General features: G+C 41.6%; 22 protein-coding genes, 1 other RNA gene and 2 pseudogenes. 13 read left to right on the forward strand and 12 right to left on the reverse strand.

The window, feature by feature from the left end; genetic code table 11:
• Positions 1–96, forward strand: a transfer-messenger RNA (tmRNA) gene (ssrA, locus tag DCCM_RS19840); the annotation flags it as partial.
• 527 nt (positions 97–623) lie between these two features.
• Positions 624–1220, forward strand: a pseudogene (locus DCCM_RS19305) (tyrosine-type recombinase/integrase); the annotation flags it as partial.
• Between the two features lie 915 nt (positions 1221–2135).
• On the opposite strand, the gene DCCM_RS13290 reads toward DCCM_RS19305, so the two are convergent.
• From DCCM_RS13290 to DCCM_RS13300, 3 genes are all read right to left on the reverse strand, one after another.
• A complete protein-coding gene (locus tag DCCM_RS13290; protein ID WP_104372873.1) occupies positions 2136–2567 on the reverse strand; it encodes a hypothetical protein in 432 nt (143 codons plus the stop codon).
• Positions 2568–2621: 54 nt separating this feature from the next.
• Entirely contained in the window at positions 2622–3047 is a 426-nt protein-coding gene (locus DCCM_RS13295) for a rhodanese-like domain-containing protein (RefSeq protein WP_104372874.1), read from the reverse strand.
• Between the two features lie 71 nt (positions 3048–3118).
• The gene (locus DCCM_RS13300; RefSeq protein ID WP_104372875.1) at positions 3119–3946 is read right to left on the reverse strand and encodes a hypothetical protein; all 828 of its coding nucleotides are present in this window, start codon (positions 3944–3946) and stop codon (positions 3119–3121) included.
• Between the two features lie 796 nt (positions 3947–4742).
• On the opposite strand from DCCM_RS13300, the gene DCCM_RS13310 reads away from it, so the two are divergent.
• The gene (locus DCCM_RS13310; RefSeq protein WP_104372877.1) at positions 4743–5213 is read left to right on the forward strand and encodes a hypothetical protein; all 471 of its coding nucleotides are present in this window, start codon (positions 4743–4745) and stop codon (positions 5211–5213) included.
• A gap of 87 nt (positions 5214–5300) precedes the next feature.
• Here DCCM_RS13310 and DCCM_RS19750 read toward each other — a convergent pair.
• Positions 5301–5614 (reverse strand): annotated as a pseudogene (locus DCCM_RS19750) (DUF3375 family protein).
• A gap of 298 nt (positions 5615–5912) precedes the next feature.
• On the opposite strand from DCCM_RS19750, the gene DCCM_RS13320 reads away from it, so the two are divergent.
• Positions 5913–6236 carry a nucleotidyltransferase domain-containing protein gene (locus DCCM_RS13320; RefSeq protein WP_104372878.1) on the forward strand — a complete coding sequence of 108 codons (324 nt, stop codon included), beginning with the start codon at positions 5913–5915 and terminating at the stop codon, positions 6234–6236.
• 295 nt (positions 6237–6531) lie between these two features.
• Here the strand turns inward: DCCM_RS13320 and DCCM_RS13325 are convergent, their stop codons facing one another.
• Positions 6532–6819, reverse strand: coding sequence for a hypothetical protein (locus DCCM_RS13325; protein ID WP_104372879.1), 288 nt, complete (start codon positions 6817–6819; stop codon positions 6532–6534).
• A gap of 310 nt (positions 6820–7129) precedes the next feature.
• Between DCCM_RS13325 and DCCM_RS13330 the strand changes: the two genes are divergently transcribed.
• Together DCCM_RS13330 and DCCM_RS13340 are read left to right on the forward strand one after the other, a co-directional pair.
• The gene (locus DCCM_RS13330) at positions 7130–9127 is read left to right on the forward strand and encodes a C40 family peptidase (RefSeq protein WP_104372880.1); all 1998 of its coding nucleotides are present in this window, start codon (positions 7130–7132) and stop codon (positions 9125–9127) included.
• 427 nt (positions 9128–9554) lie between these two features.
• Positions 9555–10295: a poly-gamma-glutamate hydrolase family protein gene (locus DCCM_RS13340; protein ID WP_104372882.1), complete on the forward strand. Its 741-nt coding sequence runs from the start codon at positions 9555–9557 to the stop codon at positions 10293–10295.
• A gap of 80 nt (positions 10296–10375) precedes the next feature.
• Here DCCM_RS13340 and DCCM_RS13345 read toward each other — a convergent pair whose 3' ends face one another.
• The 3 genes from DCCM_RS13345 to pgsB all read right to left on the reverse strand — a co-directional run bounded on the left by DCCM_RS13345 (position 10376) and on the right by pgsB (position 13349).
• A complete protein-coding gene (locus tag DCCM_RS13345; protein WP_104372883.1) occupies positions 10376–11224 on the reverse strand; it encodes a poly-gamma-glutamate hydrolase family protein in 849 nt (282 codons plus the stop codon).
• 269 nt (positions 11225–11493) lie between these two features.
• Complete coding sequence (gene pgsC, locus DCCM_RS13355; RefSeq protein ID WP_104372884.1) at positions 11494–11946, reverse strand: poly-gamma-glutamate biosynthesis protein PgsC; 453 nt, start codon at positions 11944–11946, stop codon at positions 11494–11496.
• Between the two features lie 185 nt (positions 11947–12131).
• Positions 12132–13349: a poly-gamma-glutamate synthase PgsB gene (pgsB, locus tag DCCM_RS13360; RefSeq protein WP_104372885.1), complete on the reverse strand. Its 1218-nt coding sequence runs from the start codon at positions 13347–13349 to the stop codon at positions 12132–12134.
• 1201 nt (positions 13350–14550) lie between these two features.
• Here pgsB and DCCM_RS13370 point away from each other — a divergent pair.
• The 3 genes from DCCM_RS13370 to DCCM_RS13390 all read left to right on the forward strand — a co-directional run bounded on the left by DCCM_RS13370 (position 14551) and on the right by DCCM_RS13390 (position 18786).
• Positions 14551–15261 (forward strand): response regulator, encoded by a 711-nt coding sequence (locus DCCM_RS13370; protein ID WP_104372886.1) that lies wholly within the window; start codon positions 14551–14553, stop codon positions 15259–15261.
• A gap of 68 nt (positions 15262–15329) precedes the next feature.
• Positions 15330–16835, forward strand: coding sequence for a sensor histidine kinase (locus DCCM_RS13375; RefSeq protein ID WP_104373013.1), 1506 nt, complete (start codon positions 15330–15332; stop codon positions 16833–16835).
• Between the two features lie 1030 nt (positions 16836–17865).
• Positions 17866–18786: an MBL fold metallo-hydrolase gene (locus tag DCCM_RS13390; RefSeq protein WP_104372889.1), complete on the forward strand. Its 921-nt coding sequence runs from the start codon at positions 17866–17868 to the stop codon at positions 18784–18786.
• A gap of 133 nt (positions 18787–18919) precedes the next feature.
• Here DCCM_RS13390 and DCCM_RS13395 read toward each other — a convergent pair whose 3' ends face one another.
• The 3 genes from DCCM_RS13395 to kamA all read right to left on the reverse strand — a co-directional run bounded on the left by DCCM_RS13395 (position 18920) and on the right by kamA (position 21601).
• The gene (locus DCCM_RS13395; RefSeq protein WP_104372890.1) at positions 18920–19315 is read right to left on the reverse strand and encodes a hypothetical protein; all 396 of its coding nucleotides are present in this window, start codon (positions 19313–19315) and stop codon (positions 18920–18922) included.
• Positions 19316–19429: 114 nt separating this feature from the next.
• On the reverse strand, positions 19430–20317 hold the full coding sequence (gene ablB / locus DCCM_RS13400) for a putative beta-lysine N-acetyltransferase (RefSeq protein WP_104372891.1): 888 nt from the start codon (positions 20315–20317) through the stop codon (positions 19430–19432).
• Positions 20318–20329: 12 nt separating this feature from the next.
• Complete coding sequence (gene kamA / locus DCCM_RS13405; protein WP_104372892.1) at positions 20330–21601, reverse strand: lysine 2,3-aminomutase; 1272 nt, start codon at positions 21599–21601, stop codon at positions 20330–20332.
• Positions 21602–22067: 466 nt separating this feature from the next.
• Between kamA and DCCM_RS13410 the strand changes: the two genes are divergently transcribed.
• The gene (locus tag DCCM_RS13410) at positions 22068–22547 is read left to right on the forward strand and encodes a hypothetical protein (protein ID WP_104372893.1); all 480 of its coding nucleotides are present in this window, start codon (positions 22068–22070) and stop codon (positions 22545–22547) included.
• Positions 22548–22567: 20 nt separating this feature from the next.
• Positions 22568–23005, forward strand: a complete 438-nt coding sequence (locus DCCM_RS13415) for a VOC family protein (protein ID WP_104373014.1) — start codon at positions 22568–22570, stop codon at positions 23003–23005.
• Positions 23006–23157: 152 nt separating this feature from the next.
• Here the strand turns inward: DCCM_RS13415 and DCCM_RS18730 are convergent, their stop codons facing one another.
• Positions 23158–23304, reverse strand: coding sequence for a hypothetical protein (locus tag DCCM_RS18730; protein ID WP_165792159.1), 147 nt, complete (start codon positions 23302–23304; stop codon positions 23158–23160).
• Between the two features lie 230 nt (positions 23305–23534).
• Between DCCM_RS18730 and DCCM_RS13425 the strand changes: the two genes are divergently transcribed.
• Together DCCM_RS13425 and DCCM_RS13430 are read left to right on the forward strand one after the other, a co-directional pair.
• Positions 23535–24464 carry a bifunctional helix-turn-helix transcriptional regulator/GNAT family N-acetyltransferase gene (locus DCCM_RS13425; protein WP_104372895.1) on the forward strand — a complete coding sequence of 310 codons (930 nt, stop codon included), beginning with the start codon at positions 23535–23537 and terminating at the stop codon, positions 24462–24464.
• Positions 24465–24604: 140 nt separating this feature from the next.
• Positions 24605–25168 carry a beta-class carbonic anhydrase gene (locus DCCM_RS13430; protein ID WP_104372896.1) on the forward strand — a complete coding sequence of 188 codons (564 nt, stop codon included), beginning with the start codon at positions 24605–24607 and terminating at the stop codon, positions 25166–25168.
• Positions 25169–25213 lie beyond the last annotated feature (45 nt).

A 25213-nucleotide genomic window follows, 5' to 3' on the forward strand; every position in this document is an offset into this window, starting at 1 on the left:
CGCCAACGGGGCGAAATTTAAAGCATAGTCTGCGCTCGGAGAGACTCCTGTGGTCGTTCTTTCGGACGGTGGGTTCGACTCCCCCCGCCTCCACCAAAATATTCAGTAATACCAAGGGTTTCAGGGTTTTTTGGCACAGTAAAAAATGCTGTGTTCGTATGACCCAAAACCACAATATTTTGTCATTCGAACACCTCTGTTAAGTAAAAAACAAGGGGTGTTTTTTCATGTCGGTTAATTGCCGGAAAAGAGTTGTTAAATTAGTTTCACACAAAAAAATGACCTGGGAAAATTATCTAAAGGAATACTTGCTATGGAAAAAAGCGGAAGGTCGATCAGAGCGAACGATTAGGGATTACAGCAACCATATAAGACTTTTTTTTAAGCGTTTTCCGGATTCATCTTTTTCTAATCTTAGAAGCTTCAAAAAAAATATTATTGAGCACATGTCTTTAGACGTAAAGCCAGCTTATTACAACAACAAGCTCGTATACTTGAAAACTTTTTTTGAATGGTGTGTTAATGAGGGAATTCTAGCAGAAAATCCCATGAAAAGCTTTAAAAGGCGGAAGGCTGATGAACGGATTGTGCAGATAGACTGAAATGCTCTTAGAAAATTATTATCTATGCCTAACCAGAAAACTTTTCCCGGACTGCGAGATTACGCCCTGCTGCTAATCCAGCTTGATACGGGTATAAGGCCGAAAGAGGCTTTATCATTACTCATTTCCGACATAAACTTAGATTCATTAGAGGTTTACATCAGAGCCGAGAACGCAAAAACAAGAATTGCCCGTACATTGCCCATTAGCCCTCTCACCGCTAAAGCAATACAAAAACTATTAAACAACAGGTCGCCAGTATGGAGTGAAAATATTCCGGTTTTCTGCACCTGTGACGGACAGAAACTAAATGGCAATGGGTGGTATAAACGGGTTAGCAAATATGGTGAAAAATTGGGTGTTAACTTTTACCCTTATCAGCTACGGCATACTTTTGCATTAGAATTTTTAAGAAATGGTGGAAATTCCTTTGCTTTACAGAAAACCCTTGGCCACGCTGATATGAACATGACAAAAAGGTATGTGGCTATGGCAGATGAAGATATTAAAGAGCAGCATTTAAAAGCCTCCCCCGTTTCGAAGCTCGTTCAACAGAATAAGCGGGTTATTAAGCTGAAACAAAAAAAATCTAAACCCCTCCCCTACTTTGTACGATAAAACCAATAAATGCCGGAGCAGCAATTCGCCCCGGCATTTTTTATTATCCATTCTACTAAAAATTGGCTAATTGCATACCCCGTATACACACAATCGGAAATACTATATAGACATATAAAACATTAATATGCATTCTAAGCAGTGATAATAGTAATAACAGTTATAATTGCTATTAATGCTATTACGTTTAGGTATAAATTACCTATAATCTTCTTTAGCTACCTTAAAGTTATCGGACAAGCAAAGCATAACACAAACCTCCACACAGCCAGGAACAACCCTTAGAGAAGAGATATTATCCATAGGCAGAATCATACCGATCTTCAAACCTCTCTGCCTTCAGACGGCATAGATCCAGCCTAATAGGATTTTAACAGCCACCATGTATACACCTTGCACACTTTAGTTTATCTCCGACAACCAGCCACCAAATAGCAAGACATTTCCAGCTAATGAACAATTCTCCGCTCCATTACCTATTTGCTTTACATAATATGGCTAAGTGTAACCCACGTATATACATAATCGGTAATCTTATATATAGATAAAGCATTAATAAACATTCTAAGCAATAATAACAGTAAAGACATTATTACGTTTATACAGTTATTACTATATAGCCGATGGCCATAGCCAGATCACCCCGGACAACTTTTTTATTACGGATTAGCTATTTACCAGCAACCGACCGGCAGCCAGAATGGCAAATAAACATGTAGTCCGCCTGGATAATTAAACCCTACTTTTTTTCCGTTTTGGTATAAAACAGAAAGATGGAGGAGATAGTCAAGGAGTTGAATCTTAGTGCAGCAGAAATCAAATCCAAAGATATATCCGTCGTTATATGCATTTAAATCATTCTACAAATGTGTAACAAAGATAACTAGGGATTCCTTAGACAAAGTAGGAACTTAACTATTCTAAATCTCTTTGCCTTTTTTTAATAAGACTTATTGCCAAATACCCTAATATAACACCACTCAACTGTTGTACCAATGAATAATTAAAAATAGCTAAGCCAAATGGATATTTTAGATACGGAATAATAAATACAAGTGGACTGATTGCAACATAAAATAAAGGTGCACCATAAAAAATTAGCTTTAGCCAATCATAACTCCACATACCATCCGTGCGCACCAAACCCAAAAAACCTGGCATACCTAATAGTAGCCCAATTATTATTGTATACATGACTTTATAGACAGAATATGGATAGATTGTGTATGTTGCACCACTATATTTAAAAAGCCATGCATCAAAATATGCACCAATATATGTACTAACAATTATAAAATTCATAAAAATAAATCCAAACATATAACTTATTATTTTTTTATTATTCAATTACAACTCTCCCTTGAAATTTTAAAAGCTAAACTAGCTTTTTGCTTTGGTTCTTCAAGTATGTTTGCAATTGGTGTTATAGATGAAAGGTATCCATCCTTTTAACCACCCTCCCTCTAAAGAAAAAACATTGTAACCTTGATTAGATAGAATCTCTACCAGCTTATTTGCTGTTTTTCCAGTGTAGCAATATACTACTATTATTTTATCTTTTGGCAATGTTTTTTGAGTAGTTTCAATGCCATTCCATAAATGATTAATTGCTCCAGGAATATGACCCGCTTGAAAATCTTCTGATTTCCTTATATCTAATATATATAGATTATCTCTGTTATTTTTTATAATATCTGTTAATTCTTTCGATACTATAATTCTATTATGGGTGTCTAGATTTGTATTTATATGCATTATTATGTCTGTACTGGAAGAAGGTGATAATAGTAAAATACTAAATATGGCAGATAAAAGAATATTATACATAAAACTTATCCTCTATAATTTTTATTATGAAACAGCACCCTGGGATAGACCAGGGTGCAAAAAAGTGTATCTTACGGTTGACTATCTCGTAAAAAATTTGCAAACATAAAGTTCCATGTATTACCACTACGAACAAGATCAATTTTCATATTAGCCCTATTTTGGTCTCCTGAATCATTAGTAAAATAGTATCCATTGGGATTAGAGGGATTCATATTATAAGTAGTACCACTTGTTGGAATTCCACTCGAAGGTTTAGCTTCATCATAACCTAATGTTCGTGAAAGATTGGAACTACAATCCGACTTAAAAGAATAAAAAGCTTGTTGCCAGAATCCAATTTTAGAGTTTTTCCAGGTTACGGTACTGTCATATCTATTCCAGACACCAGCAATTTTCGTTATCCTGAAGCCGTTTCTTGTCTTTGAATCAAGATAGCAGCTACTTCCTTCATAATAGATAGAACTGGTTGCCTTGATCGCACCTGTTTGATCCCAATCAGAATCAGTATCAGGATCGTAAGCTAATGCTGAGAGGGGAATTATAGCATAAGAAGTCTGTTTATATAAATCTGTAGTTTTATCAGTTTTTGAATTCTTTTTTGATTGTAATTTTTGGACTGTAAAATAAACTTTGATTTTATCGGAATTTTTCTCAACCCCATCTTTTGTTAAAGTAGCCTTAGCATCAAATGCAGGACCATCACAAATTCCGTTTTTGGCGCGTTCAAGAAGTATACTATCGTCTGTTATTTCATCTGCTTGGAAAACTAAGACTTCATCTTTGTCTAATTTCAAACTCACACCATTAGAATCAGAGGCGGCCATAGATGCAGGAGTAATAAATAATGCAGCAATCAAAATAAAAACTACAAATATTAACAGCTTACTTTTAAACATAATATTTTTGCTCCTTTAATTTTTATTAAAATCTTTTTTTGAAATTGATAAATACCAAAAAAAATGATTAAATAGACTTGTAATAGTGGTTATGGGCAGCAAATACACGGGGTACGCGGTTGTCAGCTCTGTACCCGGTTGTCTGCCAAATCCACTATTACTTTTTTGCAGGGGATCGCGGGATAATTGGCTCAATGGTCTCATCTCCTCTCATAGAATCTAATCAAACATTAAATATTTTAAGACTTTATATACCAATTACACTTGTATCATCCATATATGTCTAATTATGTTTACATATAATATCATATTAACTAAGTAAAGCAAATAAAAACATTACGACAATATTCATTAATACTCGACATGATCCTAACTAGAATGGCAATAGATCCTATTTAGTCTTTGTCACTAGCAGTCTGTCTGAGAATTACTTTTTGACATGCAGATACCACAATATATTGGTGTTGCAACATACAGTAAAACCGGCATATAGCTGAAATTGGGATTACCTGTTAATAAATGTTCAGGCTGCTAGCTGGTTTTTATTACTCATAAACTATAACGCACCCCCCAGTAAGACTCTTCAGTTTACTCAAAACATGCAGCTTATTTATACTGCCTAAAAACTTTCTCCTAATAGTAAGACTCTTCCAGGAGATAAACGATTCAGTGTTTTTATAAAAATTTTTCAACGAAAAATTACCGTCATAAAGTGATTACTGTCTCTATATATGGGGAAGACCCATGGACCGTCCCGCCTTCTGGAAAAAAGATAGAAAGACCTATTACTGGGCCTTTGCCTAAAGCAGTATCAATTGTCACTAGCAATCTGATTTATATTGAAAAAGACAAACTTCCTCCGGCCTTAATCAACCGCCTAACACGATTAGCCGCCTTTCAGAATCCCGAGTTCTATAAAGCCCAGGCCATGCGCTTGCCTACATTCGGAAAACCCAGGGTAATTGGATGTGCTGAAGATTATCCTAAGTATATTGGATTACCCAGGGGATGTCTTGATGATATAGAGGAGTTATTAAAAGGCCTCAAAGTAAAGTTAAAAATGAGAGATGAACGCTATCAGGGTGTTACAATTGACGCGGTCTTCAATGGGGAACTAAACCCATTTCAGCAAGCTGCTGTCAAAGCATTGCTGGCTCATGACAATGGTATCCTGTCTGCCACAACAGCCTTTGGTAAAGCAGTTGCTGCTACCTGGATAATTGCCGCCCGTAAAGTAAATACCCTTGTACTGGTACATAGAAAATAGCTTATGGACCAGTGGCGGGAGAGGTTATCAGCTTTTCTGGATATACCCGTCAAGTCAATAGGCCAAATCGGCGGTGGAAAAGACATTCTATGGATGGCAGGAGTAGCGAGCCGGGGTTTCATCCTGCCGATACGGATCCATTAAGAAATCCCAGAAGGCGCGGAAACTTTTGCCCTGGTCGGAATCCGCGATGGTATCGCGCTCGCCGAAAACCGATTTCAAAAGATCCGCCCTTGGTCCCGTGTGGTGCGGTCCGGCAACCGGAAGTTTTCCTCCACTTCGCGGAAATCGCTCAAAAGCTCCCGGGCCGTGGTCGCTAACTGCTGAAAGCGATCCTTCAGGGCCGTCTCATCCAGTAAGGGCTCTTCACCGTCCTGGATGCGCTTTATCTCTACATCCATCTCCTTTTTTGCCGTTGTAGGTCTTCGATGCGCAACTGCGAGTCGACTTGGCTACCAGCTACTATCTGTCGTAGTAGCCTGAAGACTGTCAAAAGAGTGACTAAGTGCCGACGAAGGCCCGCTGGGTAAGGCTTTCCGGCCAAGTCAGGGCCACAGAGAACGATGGATTATTTTAGAAAATTTTTATGCGAATGGATTCCTCAATTTTTTCCAAAAATTATGATATAATAGTTATATCTACGATAGGTGGTAATACTGAAACTGCCGGGATATACTGAAAATAGATGGAGGTGCCGATATGGAAAAACGAATCCGGGATGAGTTGAACATCCTCAAAGATATCATAGTGGACACCATTCCCGTGGAGCAGATATTCCTGTTCGGTTCCTATGCAAACGGTACACCGCATGCTGATTCAGACTTAGATATTTATATAGTGATACCGGAGAATGCAAATATTCGAGAAATTGATGCAATGAAGTTGATCCACAGAGTAATTCGTGATAAAAAAACAATGCCTGTGGATGTGATCGTCAGCAAAAGAAATAAGTTTAATCAACGCAAATCCACCCCCACCCTTGAGCGACAAATAGCGCAAGAGGGAATGTTGCTGTATGGATAACCGCACACGCTCACAGGAATGGCAAAGGCTTAGCAGGGGGTAATAACCTCTGCTTTCTTTAATTTTTATCAGCTATGCTGCAAAGCTTTTGCTAATCAATGCTTTAAGATTGAGATATTGTCAACAACCCCGTCCCCTCGACACCAAAAGCACAGCGGTATCCGGTCACTCTTTAAGCAGCACTGGTAAAAACCGGTCGGGTCAGCAAAGAATCAGGGCAATTTTACCGTCAGATATTTGCCAGGCCTAGATCCATTCAAGCCTGACCCCCTATGCATCTGAAGATAAAAGTGCCTTAGCTGTTGACAGACTCGATTTTGAAGGCGTCTACAAAACTTTCCAAGGTATCCGCCATATGCTTCATTTGCTCAAATGCATTGCTTATCTCCTCAACGGCCGCAGATTGTTCCTGAGAACCTGCGGCAACACTTTGCAGGCTGGAGCTAATGCTTTGTATAGCACTAGTGCCACTTTCTACCAATTTGTTCATAGCCTTAACAGTGATTAATGTAGTAATCCCTACGCTGATAATTAATAAAGACACTATGGCAAAACCCAGCCTGACCTTCAAACTTTTAAACATGTAAAACCCCTTTCCCTGGCATTTTTTACATTATAATTTATTGCTGTCAACACCAGTTTAAAATTGAACAAAATCACCGGTTTAAAAATGAACACTGCCCCCATAATTAACCGGTATGAAAAGCATTATCTCGCGTTTTAAATTGCTTATACAGGAAGTTTTACAGGAGGAATTCAATAATGAAATCGCGAATGCTTTAAATATGAAAAACACCAATAAAATGCCAAACCAACAAGATCTTGCAGCGCAAGTAATGTTTGATGCGGGAGTCTTAGCTGCGACAAGCGAGATAAAGTAGGTGGATTTTAAAATGAACCAATCTAAAAAATTAAATGTAATATGGTTAATCCTATTAATCCTGTTAACTGTTACAAGCCCGTCCTATGGTTATAATAATGAGACAGAAATTCAAACGGTTTTACTTGCAGAAAGTTTAATAGGCGAACCCTTTGAACAAGGGGGAAATACACCGGAGGAAGGATTTAATAGCACCGGGTTTATTCAGTATATATTTAGAGAGGGAGAAAATATAGTCCTCCCTGGCTCGCCTTCACAGTTATGGAAACTGGGTGAACCTATAGAACGTAGTGAAATACAGCCTGGAGATGTTCTTTTCTTTACTGGAAGCAACAACCTAATACCGGCAATATATAAAGGCGACAATATCATTATCGTTGCAGCGACTAATGAAGGCGTAGTAAAACGGAATATAGTAGAAGATTCCTATTGGAGGGATCGGTATAAAAGTGCAAGGCGCTACACAAATATAGCTGATGAATTAAATCCTGTAGCCGTAAAAGCCCTTGAATTAGTAGGATCTCCTTATGAACTTGGAGGTAATGATACAAATGGCTTTGATCATTCAGGCTTTGTACAATACGTTTTTAGTGAAGTAAACAAACTGGATTTTCCCAGAACATCGAACGAACAATGGCAAGTAGGTATGGAAGTGGATCCGGCTGATATTAAATCTGGTGATGTACTATTCTTTCAAGGCAGCAGTGTACGATTACCAGGAATTTATATAGACAATGGTATTTTTGTTATTGTTACAACTAATGGGGTTGCTATAGTAGATCTCGAAACAAGTAATTATTGGAAATCCAGGTTGCTGGGAGCAAGACGGTTCACTAGCAATATTATTGAGGAAGGTGTCGTAAGTAATCCAATTGTAGAAAAGGCTATGGATTTGCTTGGAACACCCTATAATCCGGAAGGGAATTTACCAGCCGAAGGCTTTAATACGACTAGTTTTGTACGTTATGTTTTTAAAGATACCCTCAACATACAACTATCTGTCTTTTCCGATAGGATCTATGAAATAGGCGAATCCATTCCTAAAGAAGAGCTTCAGGCAGGTGACCTGGTGTTTTTCCAGGGAAGCAGTCTTATACCTGGTATTTATAAAGGAAATGGTATGTTTATAGTTCAGACCACAGAAGGAGTTGCGGAAAGGGATATTGAGAGTGAGTACTGGTCAGATATATATGTAGGTGCAAAACGAGTAACGGCGGCTGATATATATTATTCTCAGCCTGAAAATTACAGAGAAAATGATAATTCAGTTATTCGAGAAGCAATGAAATATATAGGAACTCCTTATTTGTTAGGCGGCGAGACAACTGATGGTTTTGACTGTTCTTATTTAGTCCAGACAGTTTTTAGAGATGCTAAAAAAATTTATTTACCTCGTATAACTTATAAACAATGTGAAGTAGGCGAAACTATCGATTTTGAAAACATGCACCCGGGAGACGTGATTTATTTTAAAGGAGAATCACAGGAAGGAATATCACATGCTGCCATTTATCTAGGAAATAATTATATAATTCATGCCTCTGGCGACGAAGGTATGACTACAATCAGCTATTTAGGGTCATATTGGTTGGGCCGCCTTGCAGTGGTAAAGCGCTTTGACTCGCTTAGTTTGCGGCTGGATTCTAAAGTCGTTGAAGAGGCATATAAAACCCTGGGTGTACCTTACTTAGCAGGAGGAAATACAAAAGAAGGCTTTGATTACTCCGAGTTTATACAATACGTTATGAAAGCAGGTCTAGATATTGATCTACCAAGATATTCATCTCAACAATGGGCTTTAGGAAAAGAAATAGAAAGGGAAGATTTAAAAATTGGAGATGTTCTATTCTTCCAAGGCTCCGGCAAGGTACTGCTACCAGGATTGTATATCGGAAATGGGCAGTTTATCATCGTAACAAAATCTGAAGGCGTAGCAATTCGTGATCTTAATATCTCAGATAGTTATTGGACTCCACGCTATTTTGGAGCAAGACGATATGAAAATCAATGAGTAGTCGGATTAAAGTGACCAGGAAGGCCCTCTAACAAGGGCCTTTTTTCTTTAAAGCGAGACTCTTGTTACCCTCGATAATGATTTTTAAGCGGCTGTTAGCGGTCAATAAAAATACAGCATTTTCGGAATACATCACTTGACCAACTTTATAACTGGAAATTATTTTCTATTATTAAAATATCCGTTCCCTATGTTTAAGCCGGTAATTTCTTCCGACCAGGGTGCTGTATTAGTGGACGAAATTGCTATATTTTATGTGGCCGTCTTTGCTGTATTTTATCTTACCGCTAACAACAGCATTACATATCCTCAGGATACAACGGAAGGTTCGATATATTTTTCCTACCTGGTGTGATACAATTAAAAAAGCTTTCGAGTCTCAGATACCTGTGGGTGTTAAAATAGTACTAAAAGGAGAAAAGAGATGAACATAAGAAAGCATGTTACAATAATTAAGGTATTTGCTTTATTATTCTTTTTATTGATAGGTTATTCAAGTTATGTAAAATACGAAGGCGTAAAATTGGAAGCTCAGAATAAAACACTTAAAAAACAATTAGATATTGCAAATGAAAATATAAAAGAACAAAAAAATGAACTTGATGAATTAAAAAATTTATTATATTCTCAAAAAGCTATTGATTATGAAATTGAAGTTAATGAAACAGATTCTAATGTTACAGTCGTGGCAATCCATGGAGGTAAAATTGAAAAAGGTACCACTGAATTAGCTTATGCCTTAGCTTCCCATAATAATTACAACTATTATTCATTTCTGGGTTTAAAAAGCACAGATAATTTTGCGTTACATGTTCCTTCAGATAAATTCGGTGAATCAGTTGCATTGCAAATGGTTTCTAAATCTAAAAAGACATTATCAATCCACGGGTGTGACGGTGAAAAAGAATTCACATATATCGGAGGCCGGGACACTGAATTGGCAAACAGAATAAAAGAATCTCTGACTAAGCATGGTTTTACTGTGAAAGATACTCCGAAGGATCTGGCCGGTATATCGCCAGATAACATAGTGAATAGAGATATAGACGAACGGGGAGTACAGCTAGAAATATCAGAGGGCTTAAGGACAAAATTTTTGTCGACAAATAAGCATAGCTTGAACAGCTATGTTCTCGCAATAAGTGAGGCAGTCAACAATATGTAAACATAATAAAAATAAAAGGCTGACAAGCTACCAAAAGTAGCCTGTCGGCCTTTTATCTTTATAAACAGTATTTTTTCAGGTTACTCTTCTGATACTACTTTAACATCTTCAATTAATTCCTTGGGATTCTTTGCACCTTTTTCTAACACTTTTTGGATTTTCTTATCGAAGTTGCGCTTTTCAGGGTTAAACTTATTTAAAAACCCTTCAGGTTTATTATTATTAATTTTCTTCATGAGCTCAACTATTGTTGGCCAGCTTTCGCTTAGCGCGTTATTGATGGCGCCTGAATAACCGTTTAGGCTACTGGAATCAGTTGCGAGTTTATCTCTTAAACCTTTGGAAATAGCGATCTGAACGCCGCCAAGCTGATAACTGTCATTAAACAATTTATTCTCATTCACTATATTGCTGTTCATAACCCCGGCAATGCGATCAGAAATACCTAAAGTTTTTACATTATATCCTTTGGCAGTAAGATGTAATCTGATTAATTCTGCCAGCAACTTATTCTGACCGCCAATATAAGTAACTTCGTCATCGCCGGCAGCTCCGATAACAGAAACAGTGTAATCTGATTTATTAACTAAACTGACAGCTGTTGGCTCGTCAAAATTGATAGCCCGCATAAAAAGGCTCCCATTATCAGCCGCTTTAAGTCCTTCAAATGAATAAGTGTTATATTCACCGTATCCGTTCAATGCCTCAACTAATTCTGAAGTGCCTCTTTCAATACCGCCTCCATGTATAGCTAAAATTGTTGTATCGCTTCCAATATCATTAGTTTTAATAGTATAGTCTGAAGGGTCTTCAGCTGCGGCTAATTCAACAAAACTACGATAGCCTGTTGTGAAGGCATATGCGCTTATACTAATTCCAAATGTCAACAACATAACCAAAGCCAGAATTTTGAACGATTGTTTTTTCATACTTTTTTACTGCTCCTTTCTTAAATGAATCACAGTAATAGATAATCCGCGGCAATAATCAGCAGAGTTAACCCCATTAGCCCAAGTGCTTGATAACTGGTATTTCTCTTGCTGATCTTAACGAGATACAGGCATTTTTCTTTCAACGTTAGCGTATTAAAAACTGTAACAGCTTCATGCTTACTCTTTTCTATGATAGGTTCTGATGTGTTCATGTAATGTTTGTTATTTATTAGCCCGTATGAAGTGTTCATTTTACACCTCCTTTCTCATATATTGACTTTTAACAGTAATGTGCAACCATAAGTCATTGCACACAGCAATCCAGTGCTTAAAAATGTTGTTGCTATACCTTGACGCTGAATTGTGTTTGCTAACAATCCGGGCACAACAATACCAACTGCTGCCAATCCGGAGATATAACGATAATCGAAGGGCAATATTGCATACATAATAAGCTGTAACACCACTGCCACCGCTATCATAGCTACAAATTTTCTTTTGCCGTATAGAATTGTAATTTTGCTCACTCCGAAATCCACTATTAAATAAGTCAAGATGCTAATAAAGAATGTTAAAAATATAGCCTGGGGCAGTTTTATAAGTAAAACTAAATATCCTGGTACGACCAGACCCGCAGGTAAGATTCCGGTAATTTCCGTAAATAGCAGGCTCAAAATCACACCCAAAATTATAACTGTGCCAATAGCCGTAACAAGCAACTATTCACCCTCCTCTTATAATAGCCAGAGTAATTTTGGAAACTTCAAAGGATTGTCATTGCGAGCGTCAGCGAAGAAATCTCCGGCTGTTACCCCCACTTTATCCTGTGAAATCGCCACGTCGCTATCAACCCCTCGCGATGGCAAGGCAACATTTTTAAAATAGAGTTTCCGAATTTATTCAGCTAAATTACTTGTGGCACTTGATTCGTTTTCAGATTGCAGCGAGTTCTTAATTCAGTGGGGAAGTCGTGAATTATCAATTCAACCAATTCATCACCACCACCGTGAATGTTTCCAATGCCAAAAATTACTCTGTTTTTAAAAGAATCCTTAATTGTTTTATAAACCTCATGGGGAGACAAACCTTCAGCATTTATGTATTTCTGAGGAGATATTTTTTTACTATTTACTCCTTCGGTGACTGGATTTACTGTCTGACCCATTGCAACAAGAATATCAATATCCATGTTTGGTAAGACCTCTTCTGCCAGCTGTAATGTCCTGTCAACCCTATCAGGCCTGCAATTTACAATTACCATGGGATTTTTTGTTGGATAACCAAGAGCTGTTATATGATCCCAAATCATTCGTGTGGAATTTGGATCATTGGCGGCAAAGCCATTGACAAAATATGTAGGGCTTTTATTGTCTAAGCAATGGATCATTAATGCTCCCGGATCAGGGTTAGCGTTTAGCATTCCCCTTAACGCAGTATCTTTGTCAATGTTTATTGCTTTAGCAACAGCCAGCGCAATAGCTACATTTTCCGGGAAAATCACATACCCAAAATTCTCCAAATAGTCATCCGGGATTTCTTTTTTATTGGCAATTAATATCCGGCAGTTTCTTTTTTTTGCTTCTTTAGCAAAATAGTCATTATAACTGCTATCATCAATAATAAGGGTTCCGTTTTTGGGTATTGTAGCTGTAAAGGACTCTGCAATAAAATCCAAAGTCGGGCCGCACAAATCCATATGGTCTTCACGAACATTAACAATAACGCCTATATTTGCTTTAACAAGCTTTTCCTGAAAAATAATCTGGTAATCGGGATTTACAGCCATACACTCTGTTACAAATGCAGATGCGCCAAGCTTGACTGCTTTTTTAACGACAGCTTTTTGTTCTATAATATTGGGGCCTAGACGGCCTCGTTTGATTGGTTCTTCTTCCTCCTTGTTCCAATAAATAATTCTCGCACTGGTTCCCGTTGTTTTTCCAACAACCTTAACTCCTGCTTCCTTTAAAATACCGGTAATTAATCTTGTTGCAGTTGATTTACCTCTTGTGCCATTTATATTAATTCTAAGATTGATCAGGTTTAATTTTTTATTATGATTTATTTGTTCATAAACACCTAAGATAAAAACAAAAACAATTAATGCTATAGCAAACTGCACATTTATTCTATCCTTTCTTTAATAGAAATCCATTACATTAAGTCTCCATGCTATTGCCTTTCGGTCAGTTTGCCGAATATGAGATTTAAAAGAAAAGCTTGTCCACTTTCGTGTTCATATAATGAAATATGTCTAACCTATGCACCTCCTTGCAGGTTAATTATACTGAAAGAATATGACCCAATGTTTGCTGAAAAATGAACATGTTTTGCGAGATTATGAACAATTGTTACAGGCAATAAAAATACCAACGGTTCCCGGATAGCCGGCAATCGTTGGTATTTCTTGTACACCCGGCATGGGCGTTATCTCTGGGGTGAAGGTCCTGAGCGGGGGCTGGCGAGCATCTACCGTTAGCCAAAGGCAAGGGGGTCCGTCGCGGAATCTGAAGGAAGCCTGAGACCAAACGCTTGACCCGAGGTGCACGAACCCAGTTTGAGGCTGTTCTGGCCGGATGAGTTGCCAAGACACAACGAAGTCCAAAGCCGCCAAGGTCAGGGCAGTAGACATGGGCGGGTGAATGAGCGGAAAGATGACGGATGGATTCGCCGTCGCTTGCGTATGTGCCTTTGGAAGCAGTGGAAGCGTGTCAGAACTCGCCGGCGGAAACTTGGTGCCTTGGAAGTTCCCGGGTTGGCCGTCCGCACAATGGCAATAGCCGCCGGGGGCCATGGCTTATGTCTCTTAACTTTTGCGAGATATTTAAATATTTTTCGAGAATATTAATAAATATTACAGAGAATTTCCCAAAGCACCCATTAACTCTTAGTAATATTTTCGTAATATATTGTAAGGGTTGTTAAAAGCCAGTTAGCATTCCTCCGGTATAATTGCCTATAATATAATTAAGGATGGCTTGATGAAATCTCCGGGAGGGGGGAAACAGGCGTGAAGCCCAAAAAAGAAATTCTTTTGCCCCCGGCAGTCTGGTGTGATATAATTATTAAGGCTAACAACTTTATACAATAAATTAAGTTGCTGGATAATATGTTGAATATAAACTGCTCCATCGATTGTTTAACCGGCTGCTGTCTAACATACCCGCTTCTCTGGCGGGTTGTTTGTTGTTTAGCTTATTTAGCTTCCGGTGGGGCCGGGCAACCATATTGGTGCGGGAAATCAAAAAGACGCCTGGTGAGTAATGTGAGCTTGTTCACCAGACATCGAGTAGTAAATTTGAAAGATCGCTAAGGGGGAAACAATGCCGTATTTGGGCAAGGTTTTGGTAGTTGATGACGACCAAACCGTAATGGAACTTATCAAGTTGTATGGTGAAAGGGAAGGTTTTGAAATCACCGGGATAAGCAACGGTGATCTGGTCCTGCCCGCATTCGACCGGGAGAATCCTGATGTGGTAATACTGGATATCATGCTTCCGGGTAAGGACGGGCTTACGCTATGTCGCAATTTAAGGGCGATCCGCATGATTCCCATCATCATGCTTACAGCCAAAGGAGAAGAAGCGGACCGTGTTCTGGGACTGGAAATGGGAGCTGATGACTATGTTGCCAAACCTTTCAGCCCCAGGGAGCTGGTAGCCAGAATAAAAGCGGTACTGCGCCGTACCCAACCGGTTGATACGTCAACCAACTGGAAAATGAAATACCCGGGGCTGGAAATTCAGGCCGATATCAGGAGTGTATTGGTTGACGGTAAAGAAACGGAAGTTACTCCCAGAGAATTCGATTTGCTCTATTACCTGGCTCAGAATCCCCGGCGGGTTTTCACCAGGCAAGAACTGTTAACGGCTGTCTGGGGATATGATTACTTCGGTGACCAGCGTACGGTTGATGTACATATTCGCAGGCTGAGGACAAAGCTGGCATCCTTGCCCCATGAATACCTGACAACTGTCTGGGGTGTGGGATACCAGTTTACACCTCCTGTCAAGGAGGGAGAGACCACATTGTGAATTCTTATCTCCAACAGGGCAGAGAAAGTCTTCATTTGTTGATCCGCGCTGCAGGCAGGCTCTTCCTTATGCTCAAGCGCTTGCTGCGGGAGCAATTTAACAAAAATATTCATACCAGGATACTGTTTACCAATATAATAACCTTTGTTTTCAGTCTGATTGCCCTGACGATGTTTTCCGGCTATGTAGTGAAACAAATAGCCTATGATCAGGTCCAACAGGAGCTGTTGCGCGAGGCCAAGCGTGTAAACTTTGCCTTGCTCCAGCAGAAGGACCAGGCATGGGGGCCCCCACCTGCCTGGCAAACAAATGCTCAGGCTGGGGATAGACAGGAAATGCTGCAATTTTTGGCCGATATCTTCGAAACCAGGATTACGGTCTTTGACAGGCAAGGAAATATTATGGACACCTCGGCGGAGCAGGAAGTGGTGCCCGGTAACCGGGTGGATGAAAAATTCGTCAAATTGCTCAACAAGGGTGAAACCGCGATTGCCCGGACTGTTGATCGGGAAACGGGTCAGCTCATTTTTGCCGCCGTTGTCCCCATGGGTAACAATGACAACAAAGATGTCATTGAAAACGGCATTCTGCTGGAAACGAATCCGGTTAATCTCGATCATGCTTTAAATCAAATGCGTTTATATCTGGTTATCGGGGGAATGGCCATACTGGTGATCTTTATGTTTATTTCCGCTTACCTGGCCCTATCCATATCCAGGCCGGTTTCCCGTTTGGCTACCGCCGTGGCGGAGCTTAACCGGGGGAATTATGTTTTGAGCGCCGGGGAGCGGCCTCTGGAGGAAATTAAAGCCCTTGCCGGCCAGCTCAACCAATTGGCGATGAGACTGCAGGAGATGCATGCCGAAAGCCGCAGGATGGAAGAAGAAAGAGCCCAGTTGTTTGCGGAGATATCGCATGAGTTACGTACCCCTCTGACTGCTGTTCAGGGATTTGTTGAGGCTATCCGCGACGGTATGGTCCAGGATGAAGCTTTGCTGAACAGGTACTTGGATACGATTTATTCTCAAACGATTCATATCACCAGGCTGGTAGATGACATATTGGCGTTAAGCCGCCTGGAAAGCGGCAATATCACCGTGGAAAAACTGCCGATGGACTTGATCACCTTGGCCCAGGGTGTGGTCATATCCATGGAGGGAATGGCCGGCAACAAGAATACCTCGATTCTATTCGAGAAGAAAACAGAAAAAGCGGTGGTGCTCGGTGATGTCGACCGAATGGAACAGATTATCAGGAACTTGCTGAAGAATGCTGTCCGGGCCACCGAGAACGGTACCGTCAGGGTTGGGGTGGAGGTTCGTCAGGGTGAAGTGGTACTGACCATTGAGGATGATGGTATTGGTATAGCACCCGAAGACCTGTCGCACATTTGGGACAGGTTTTACCAGGTGAAGAACCAGCGCGGCGGTTACCTGCAGGAAAAAGGGAGCGGCCTGGGGTTGGTGATTGTGAAAAAGCTGGTTCAGTTACAAGGCGGCAGCATAGATGTCACGAGTCAATTGGGGAAGGGAACGATTTTTAACATAAATTTCCCATCCTATAACCAGAAATAATTGATTGGGGATTGCGGGGGTCGGAGCACGGTTGCCTTATTCCAGTTGTGGGGGCAGAAGACCCTGTCCGCCCGTCCCAACGGGGTTATGGGGCTGCCCCCTGTTACCACGGCCTTTTGAGATAACGGACCCATTTGCTGTAAGCAGGCTGTTCAAAAATGCCAACGGTTCAGGAGAGATTTAAACCATCGCATAATAAAAATGCAGCCGTAATGATTCACTGTTTTACCAACCAATTCATGGCCTCAATCGGATCATTAAAGGTACAGACAGTCACCCCGCCATTTGTGACAATATTGGCCTGTTTTTTCATATTTAGCTGTCCGGTGGCTTTTTCCGGCTGGACCAGTGCCTAATATTTCCAGCCAACTTTCGCCGTATTAGGGAACCAGATATTATTTGCCCATTCTTGATCCTTTAGAGTCAAAGCGTTATTGTTCCTATCGTCCGATAACCACTTTTGCGCTTTATTTTGCTGCAATGTCTCGGTTCCTTTATTAAGCAGTTCTTGCAATTGATTTCCATATATATATTTTAATTTGATGATGGACAATTTTTGTATCTGTATGATACCATAAAGTAGCAAATTCATTATCGAGAATCGTCAACTTTGCCAAATTAATCCCTTCCCTTTCAGATTTAAGGAAGCAAACCAAACCGCTTCAATTTTACTACTGATCACCATAGAGTGAACAGAAACCAATGCTTTGGATTTTATCTCGAATTAAAGCTTTAAACTTAATTTAAATTAAAATAATTTTAGCCTATTCCGGAAAAATGAAAAAGTCATCTTTGGTTAAATTACAGTGAATTGTATGTAAATTTTTTCATACCCGTTCGCGGACAGTCTTAAAAAAGCTTCATGATTTTGAATAGACCTATTTTCAGTGGGATCCTAATAAAGAAAGATTTACATCTATATTACCCAACTTCCCAATTGAAGGAAGGCCATGAAAAATGGTCCGACAATAATTATGCCAAACATTGGTTTAAAGTTTTAGTGGAAAACCGGCTAAGGCGGGGATAGCTAGTGATTAAAAATATTGTCGACAACTTTTATTTCGTAGAGCGCGGCTGGCTAAATGCTAACCACTTTGTTTTCAACGGCAATAATAAAGTACTCATCGACACGGGGTACAAAAAGCATCTTGATGAAACTTTTCACCTGATCAGGCAGACCGGGCTTGATCCTGCCAAAGTGGAATTAATTATCTCCACCCACTGTCACTGTGACCACATTGGTGGCAACAAAGCCATCCACGACCTGTCAGGCTGTGCAATAGCAATGCATTCCATTGACCGTTACAATATTGAGGGAAAAAACGACTGGAACACCTGGTGGCGCTATTACGACCAGGAAGCCGATTTCTTCCCTGTCAGCCGCAGCCTTGAGGACAACGACGTAATCCTGCTGGACGGGCTGGAACTGATTGTGATTCATACTCCCGGCCATGCTTCCGGGATGATTTCTCTATATTCACCTCAACACCGTTTTTTAATATCCTCGGATGCGGTATGGAACGGAGATTTTGGCGTTATAACAACCAGAGTGGAAGGCGGCATCGCCACTTTTTTACAACAGCAATCTCTTAAAAAGTTAGCCAAGTTGGATATTTGCACCATTTACCCCGGTCACGGAAGTATAATTTATAACGCCGGGGAAGCTATTTATCAATGCCAAAAGCGTTTGGAATACTTCATGGAACAGCCGGAGCGTATAGGGCGCGACCTGTTGAAAAAAATATTCCTTTACACCCTGTTGATGAAACCAGAATACACCTACGAAGATTTTTTCGAATATATAATGAGCACTTTCTGGTATCCGGAAACTATTGATTTTTATTTCAAAAAACAGTACAGGCCTGTTTACGAAGACGTAATGAATGAATTAATAGAGAAATCACTGGTGCTGCGGGACCATGATAAACTTGTCGCCAGGCTAAAGGCATGATTATATCGGAGGCAGCAATGCAATGGGCATTATTAACCTACGGAATACCCGGCATATAAACCGACAATGGCGCCGAGTTTACCAACCGGTTTATTTCCGGCAAGCCCGGAGCCTTTGCAAGGTGTCTATATGTTTAGAGAAATGCGTCGCAAAAAGCAGGTTCTATCCTTATATTTAAGGATATTTTCACTAAACCTGGAACTTTAAATAATACAAATATGCCATACACTAAAAACCATATTATTTCAGAGAATAAAACAGCTTTAAAAGTAAAATAATTAGTAATTCTGTTTCCGTTTAAAAGTACAAATAGCACACCCATAGATGATAAAAATAATAGTGCAACTAAATTGGCAAATAAATACTCTGCCGAGCTATGGGGAAATCTGCCATATGCTATAGCACCAGAGAAGTGAGAGAATTTAACAGAACCAAAGTTTAAAGTACTGGTAAGAAGCCAATCTAACAACATAGCAATTAAACCGCTTACCATCCCCGCAACGAAACCATTCATAATTCTGTCGTTCACAGATTTGTTTCACCCCTGGTCGGATTCAATTTACTGCGGTATATTTTTTGCATATTTGTATGGTTTATACCTTTTACATATGCCAGCGATAAGCCGCAAGCCGGTGGCTTGCCGCTAATTTGCACAATGGGATGATTTAACCCATATATTCATATCCTCAAACCGGCCGCCAATGTGGCAGTTGTTAATTAAACGCCCCTTATAGGAATAACCCAGTTTGTATAAGGCCCGGTTAACCCCGGGAACTCCCGCCCGGGACAGGCTGTAAAGGCAGTTCAGCTTGCGTTCACGCATTTCGGTTTCCAGAGCTTTCATGATAGCAGTTACCAGCCCCATACCCCTGGCACCGGGGTGAGTGGCTAAATCCGTAATCTCCGCATTTCGATTGATTAAATCCATCTCAGCCGAACCGGCGCTAACCGGGACATTATTTTTAAAGACAGCCAGGAAATAGACCCGCTGCCTCATGACATCCAGTATATAGCCGGGATTAAATAACGGGCTCGGATAGGAGGCGAAAATATTTCTATACAGACTTACCAATCCTTCCACATCATCTTCCCGGATCTCCCTTAAGTTATATCCTGAAGGGAGTTTTACTCCACTTTTTACCGGGGCCTTGTTCCCGGTTACTTCCTTAAGAATTCCATCCTCTTCCTCCAGGTGGCGGCTCCGAAACCTGGCAGAGTCAATAAAATATGAATAGCAACAGGCATCCTTTCCATTAAAGAATCCGGGTATTGTACCTTCCGGGACGAATCCGGCCCTCTCCAACTCCGGGCAACCTTCCTTCCTGGAGTTAAATAAAACTTTTCCCAGTTTTTTTTCCCGGGCAAGCTCCTTAATCCGTTCGGCCAGTAAAAAATAATCACCAGCCTGGTAGGATAAAACCTTCAATCTCTGGTTGGCAAAGTCTAAACCGATTTCTATTTGAAAATCTTCTTCAAGTATTTTCTCCGTCCCCATGGGTCCGGCATGACAAACCTGTTGCTGGCTGTACAAGATATCACATCCCTAAACACAGTTCCCCCAGTTCTTTGTACGGCGGGCTCGTACATTTCCCACCGGAACCAGGCTGATTTTTTTCCCGCCGAGAAGTTTCTCCAGCCCAATGGGATCCTTATCCCTCAGTCGGGGACATTCCTGGCAGTTATCGCAGGGATCGTCCTTGTGGAGTGGTTCAGTGTAGGCGGAAATCACTCCTTCATAATTCCTTAGAATTACTTTTTGATCGGACTGGGATATTAGATATTGAGGCATAACAGGTATTTTACCCCCTCCTCCGGGGGCATCTATTACATAGGTTGGCACCGCCAGGCCGGAGGTGTGCCCTCTTAATACTTCTATGATTTCAATTCCCTTGGCTACCGAAGTGCGAAAATGTTCAATTCCGGTGGAAAGATCGCACTGGTAGATATAATAAGGGCGAATTCTGTTTTCCAGAAGCCTGTGCATCAAATCTTTTATTACATAAGGGCAGTCATTTACGCCTCGCAGGAGCACTGTCTGGTTGCCTAACGGAATGCCGGCATCGGCCAGCATGGCACATGCTTTTTTCGATTCCCGGGTCAGTTCCCTGGGGTGGTTAAAATGGGTATTCAGCCAAATCGGGTGATACTTTTTAATGACCCGGCACAACTCCGGTGTAATCCTCTGGGGCATGACCACCGGTGTTCGTGTTCCGATACGAATAATTTCCACATGGGGGATTTCCCGGAGTTGTTGTAGTGTCATTTCCAACTGGTCATCTGAGATACACAAGCTGTCCCCTCCGGAAAGTATTACGTCCCGGATATTTGAATGCGCCCTGATGTAATCCAGAGCTTTCTCAATTTGTTCCCGGGGTCGTACTTCATCATGAGTTCCGGCAAACCTTCTTCTGGTACAATGCCGGCAATACATGGAACACTGGTCGGTGACCAGCAATAAAACTCGATCCGGGTAACGATGGGTCAAGCCTGGTACCGGAGAGTCCACATCCTCATGCAGCGGGTCCTCCAGATCGGAATCCCCATCCTGCAGTTCCAGGGAAACAGGTATTGCCTGCTTTCGGATGGGGTCATCGGGAGCCTGGGGATCCATGAGCAAAGCATAGTAGGGTGTTATTGCCATCCGGAGAGTTCCCAGGGAGCGGGCAATTCCTTCTTTTTCCTCTTCAGAGAGAGGAATAATCTCATTCAATTCTTCCAGGTTCGTGATTCGGTTTGCCAATTGCCACTTCCAATTGTTCCAGTCTTCCTTGGAAACAGATTTCCATTTAGGTATTTCCCGGTAGTGCCTGGCCAAACTTTTCACCTCCGCAAATTGGCTCCGCTGGGATAGTTATGCCCCAAAATTTCGAAAGCTTACATTGTAATATACCTTAAAGCACGGTCGGTTCGACTCCCCCCGCCTCCACCCGAAACTACCAATTCCCCCGATGAAATGCTGCGGCTATTTGAAAAGCAATCCGCTTATGTATGAACGGTGTGATGACGTTCATTTGGAAAAAGGGGGCTACCGCAAGGCGTTCATCAAAAAAACCAAGTGATTGTTTACAAGGTTGATGAAGCGGAAGGGCTTGAACCCTCGTGGTTTTAGTGGTTTCAGTTCTTTTACTTTTACCGGTCCTTCTGATATATTGAGTTTATATTTTTTTATACAATGGGCGGTTTGCTTTTATGTCCGGGTAAAAAGGAACGACTATGGCTATAGGGGGCTTGGTCTGCCGCCCCGCCCGAAGAAGACATGAACCGGGGAAAGCGAGGACTTTATGGAGTCAAAGAATGTTTTATCCCGAATAATTTCTTTATTACCGGCAGAGGATAAATCTATTGTAAACAGCCTGCATGAAACAGCACTTTCCCTTGGATATACGGCAAAGATTTCACCTGTGGGAAAGAAGCCTGAGGATTGGAAATGTGAATATATCGCCACAAAGCCGAAACGTGTACTTTACATTTTGCGTATAACCGGGCAGCGGTTTTCTATCCGTGCAAAATTATTTCACATAGCAGAGTACTCCGATGTTTTAGAAAACTGCACGGAGCATTGTAAAGCTTCATTGCTTTCCGCATCCAAGAATTGTAAAAATCATGGCGGCGGTTGCGCCGGGCCAATTTCATTCACAATTGACGGCAAAGCATATTCCAAGTGCAGACACTTTTTTCTATTTGCAGACATTACCCCGGGGGACGTGGAAGGTATACGGCGGCTTCTGCGAAATGAAGCAAAATATTCAGCTAATCTATAAAAGGAGTGAGTGTGTTCAAAATGGTCGGAGTGGAAATTGATATAGTTGTTACAGACAGCTTGAAAGCATTGGAATTATATGAAAAAATATTTGATATCGAACGTGTTGAGGTTTCAGATTTTCCGAAAGGTGAAAATGAAGTCATTTTTACCCTGTACGGGGCACGCTTTCACATGCTGGATGAAAACCCGAAATTCCGGTTGATAGCGCCAACACCGGATGAACCCAAATCCATTTGGTTTAACATCCTCGTCCCCGATATCAAGGCAACCTTTTCAAAGGCGATCAGCGCGGGCTGTGCAGAGGTCCAGCCGGTGACCGAATTGCCTGATTACGGGGTGTCCAACGCCATATTTAGCGACGCCTTCGGCCATCTATGGATGCTGCATCAAATTCACAAGGAAGTGAGCTTTGAAGAACGCAAACGACTTTGGGAAGAAAAAAGAGATTTAACGTAATGCCCAGTGTCCGAAAGCGCCTTTTGTAACTTTCCAATATTCCAGGGAAAAGTCGGCTTTTATGAGCCGGCTTTTTGATTTGGGGAAAATGTGGTTAGACGTGGATTACATGTGGAAGGGCTCTCTTAAGCCCGAGCTGCTTGTGGCTTCAGCTATGGTTTTTCAGCGTGAGTGAGCAGATGATGCAGGAGAGCTTTATTGCCAGGCGAACGGCCGGTTGGGTGTTCAGCTTGAAAGCGTGCGCCGGCCTGCTCCTTTTGCTCATCGGTTCCGACCTGTTGCAGGGAAACCTCTTCCATTAAAACACTTCCCATTTGTTTACTTTGCGCCACCCGACACCGGAGCAAATATATGCCCCCGTTTATTACAGAAGACATCCCCCGGCGCATACAAAATAACCCGTGCCAAATGATAACAACAGTTATTATTTATCTTTTTTACTAACTATATCTCATCTAGTTGACACAGGCAAGTATATAGTCTAAAATGGCAAATAATATTTTAATTAAGCCAAGAAGAAGGTGCACTTATGCCCATTGAAAACTTTGAAGAGAGGATCGATGCCGTACGGCATTTTAACCGTTTTTTTACCAGACAGATAGGTGTGCTTCGCGAGGGACTCCTGCACAGCCCCTACTCCCTCACCGAAGGCCGTATTCTGTTTGAGCTCGCTCACCGCGAAAATTCCACCGCTTCCGATCTCGGCCGTGCGTTAGGTCTGGACGCCGGATATCTCAGCCGCACTTTGGCCCGGTTCGAACAACAAGGGCTGCTTGAAAAGGTCCGCGCCGAACATGATGGCCGTCAACGTCTCTTGCGCCTCACCCCGGACGGCAAAAACGCCTCTTCGCTCCTTGACCGGCGCTCCCGGGAGGAAGTGGCGGAAATGCTGAATGACCTTTGCGAAGAGGAGCAGTTGCGTCTGCTGAAGGCCATGCACACCATCGAAAATATTATTGATAAAGGTTTTAAGTTTTCGGAACCTTTCTTTTTGCGACCTCATGAGCCTGGTGATATGGGCTGGGTTACCCACCGGCACGGCGTTTTGTATGCGCAGGAGTATGGTTGGGATGAACGCTTTGAGGCACTGGTAGCCCGGATTGTGGCGGATTTCATCAACAACCACAAACCGGAGCGGGAGCGCTGCTGGATTGCGGAGATCAACGGTGAGATTGTGGGGTCCGTGTTCGTAGTGCGGGATAGCGACACAGTTGCCAAGTTGCGCCTGCTCCTGGTTGAGCCCAAGGCCCGGGGGATGGGTCTGGGTTCCCGGCTTGTCCGGGAGTGCATTCGCTTTGCAAAGCGCACAGGCTATAAAAAGCTGACGCTCTGGACCAACAGCATACTTGAGGACGCCCGGCGGATCTACCAGAAATCGGGCTTCACCCTGGTCGACCAGGAAGCACATCACAGTTTTGGGCACGACCTCGTCGGCCAGAACTGGGAACTGCTCCTCTGAGCATCGTGGGTACAGGCAATACCAATTAGCTGTTTATCATTATGCATGGAAAAATTAAAGCGGATTCGCGCCATGACACATCCGATGCCATGTATTGTATGATAACCCAGTGCCTACTCAAATGGAAAGGGGAAAACCCAATGAGCCTTTTAGAGGAAATTCTAAACCATAATAGGAAGTTCGTTGAGCAAAAAGAATATGAAAAATTCCAGACCACAAAGTTTCCTGATAAAAAGATGGTTATTCTGACATGCATGGATACCCGGCTCACGGAATTGCTTCCCAAGGCCATGAATCTTAAAAACGGGGATGCAAAGATAATCAAAAACGCCGGCGAACTGGTGTCACATCCAATGGGAAGCATAATGAGGAGTATTCTAGTTGCAATTTATGAGCTTGGGGCGGAGGAAGTATATGTTGTGGGACACAGTGACTGCGGCATGGCTCATATAAACCCTGAAAAAACACTAAAAAGAATTGTTGACAGGGGTATCTCCAAACAGATAATATCGGCCCTGGAATATGCCGGATTTAACCTCAACAATTGGCTGCAAGGATTTAACAATATATATGAAAGTGTTCAAAACAGCGTCGATGTTATAAAAAACCACCCACTAATGCCCGGGGGCATACTGGTCCACGGGTTGGTTATAAATCCGGGCACAGGTGGTTTGGAAGTGGTTGTTGACGGATCAATGGCGTGAAAGGGAAGACAAAACTGAATCATATGAACCTGGGAAAGGAACCGC

This window comes from Desulfocucumis palustris, assembly GCF_002933875.1.
In the GTDB taxonomy this organism is placed as follows: Bacteria; Bacillota; Desulfotomaculia; order Desulfotomaculales; family Desulfocucumaceae; genus Desulfocucumis; species Desulfocucumis palustris.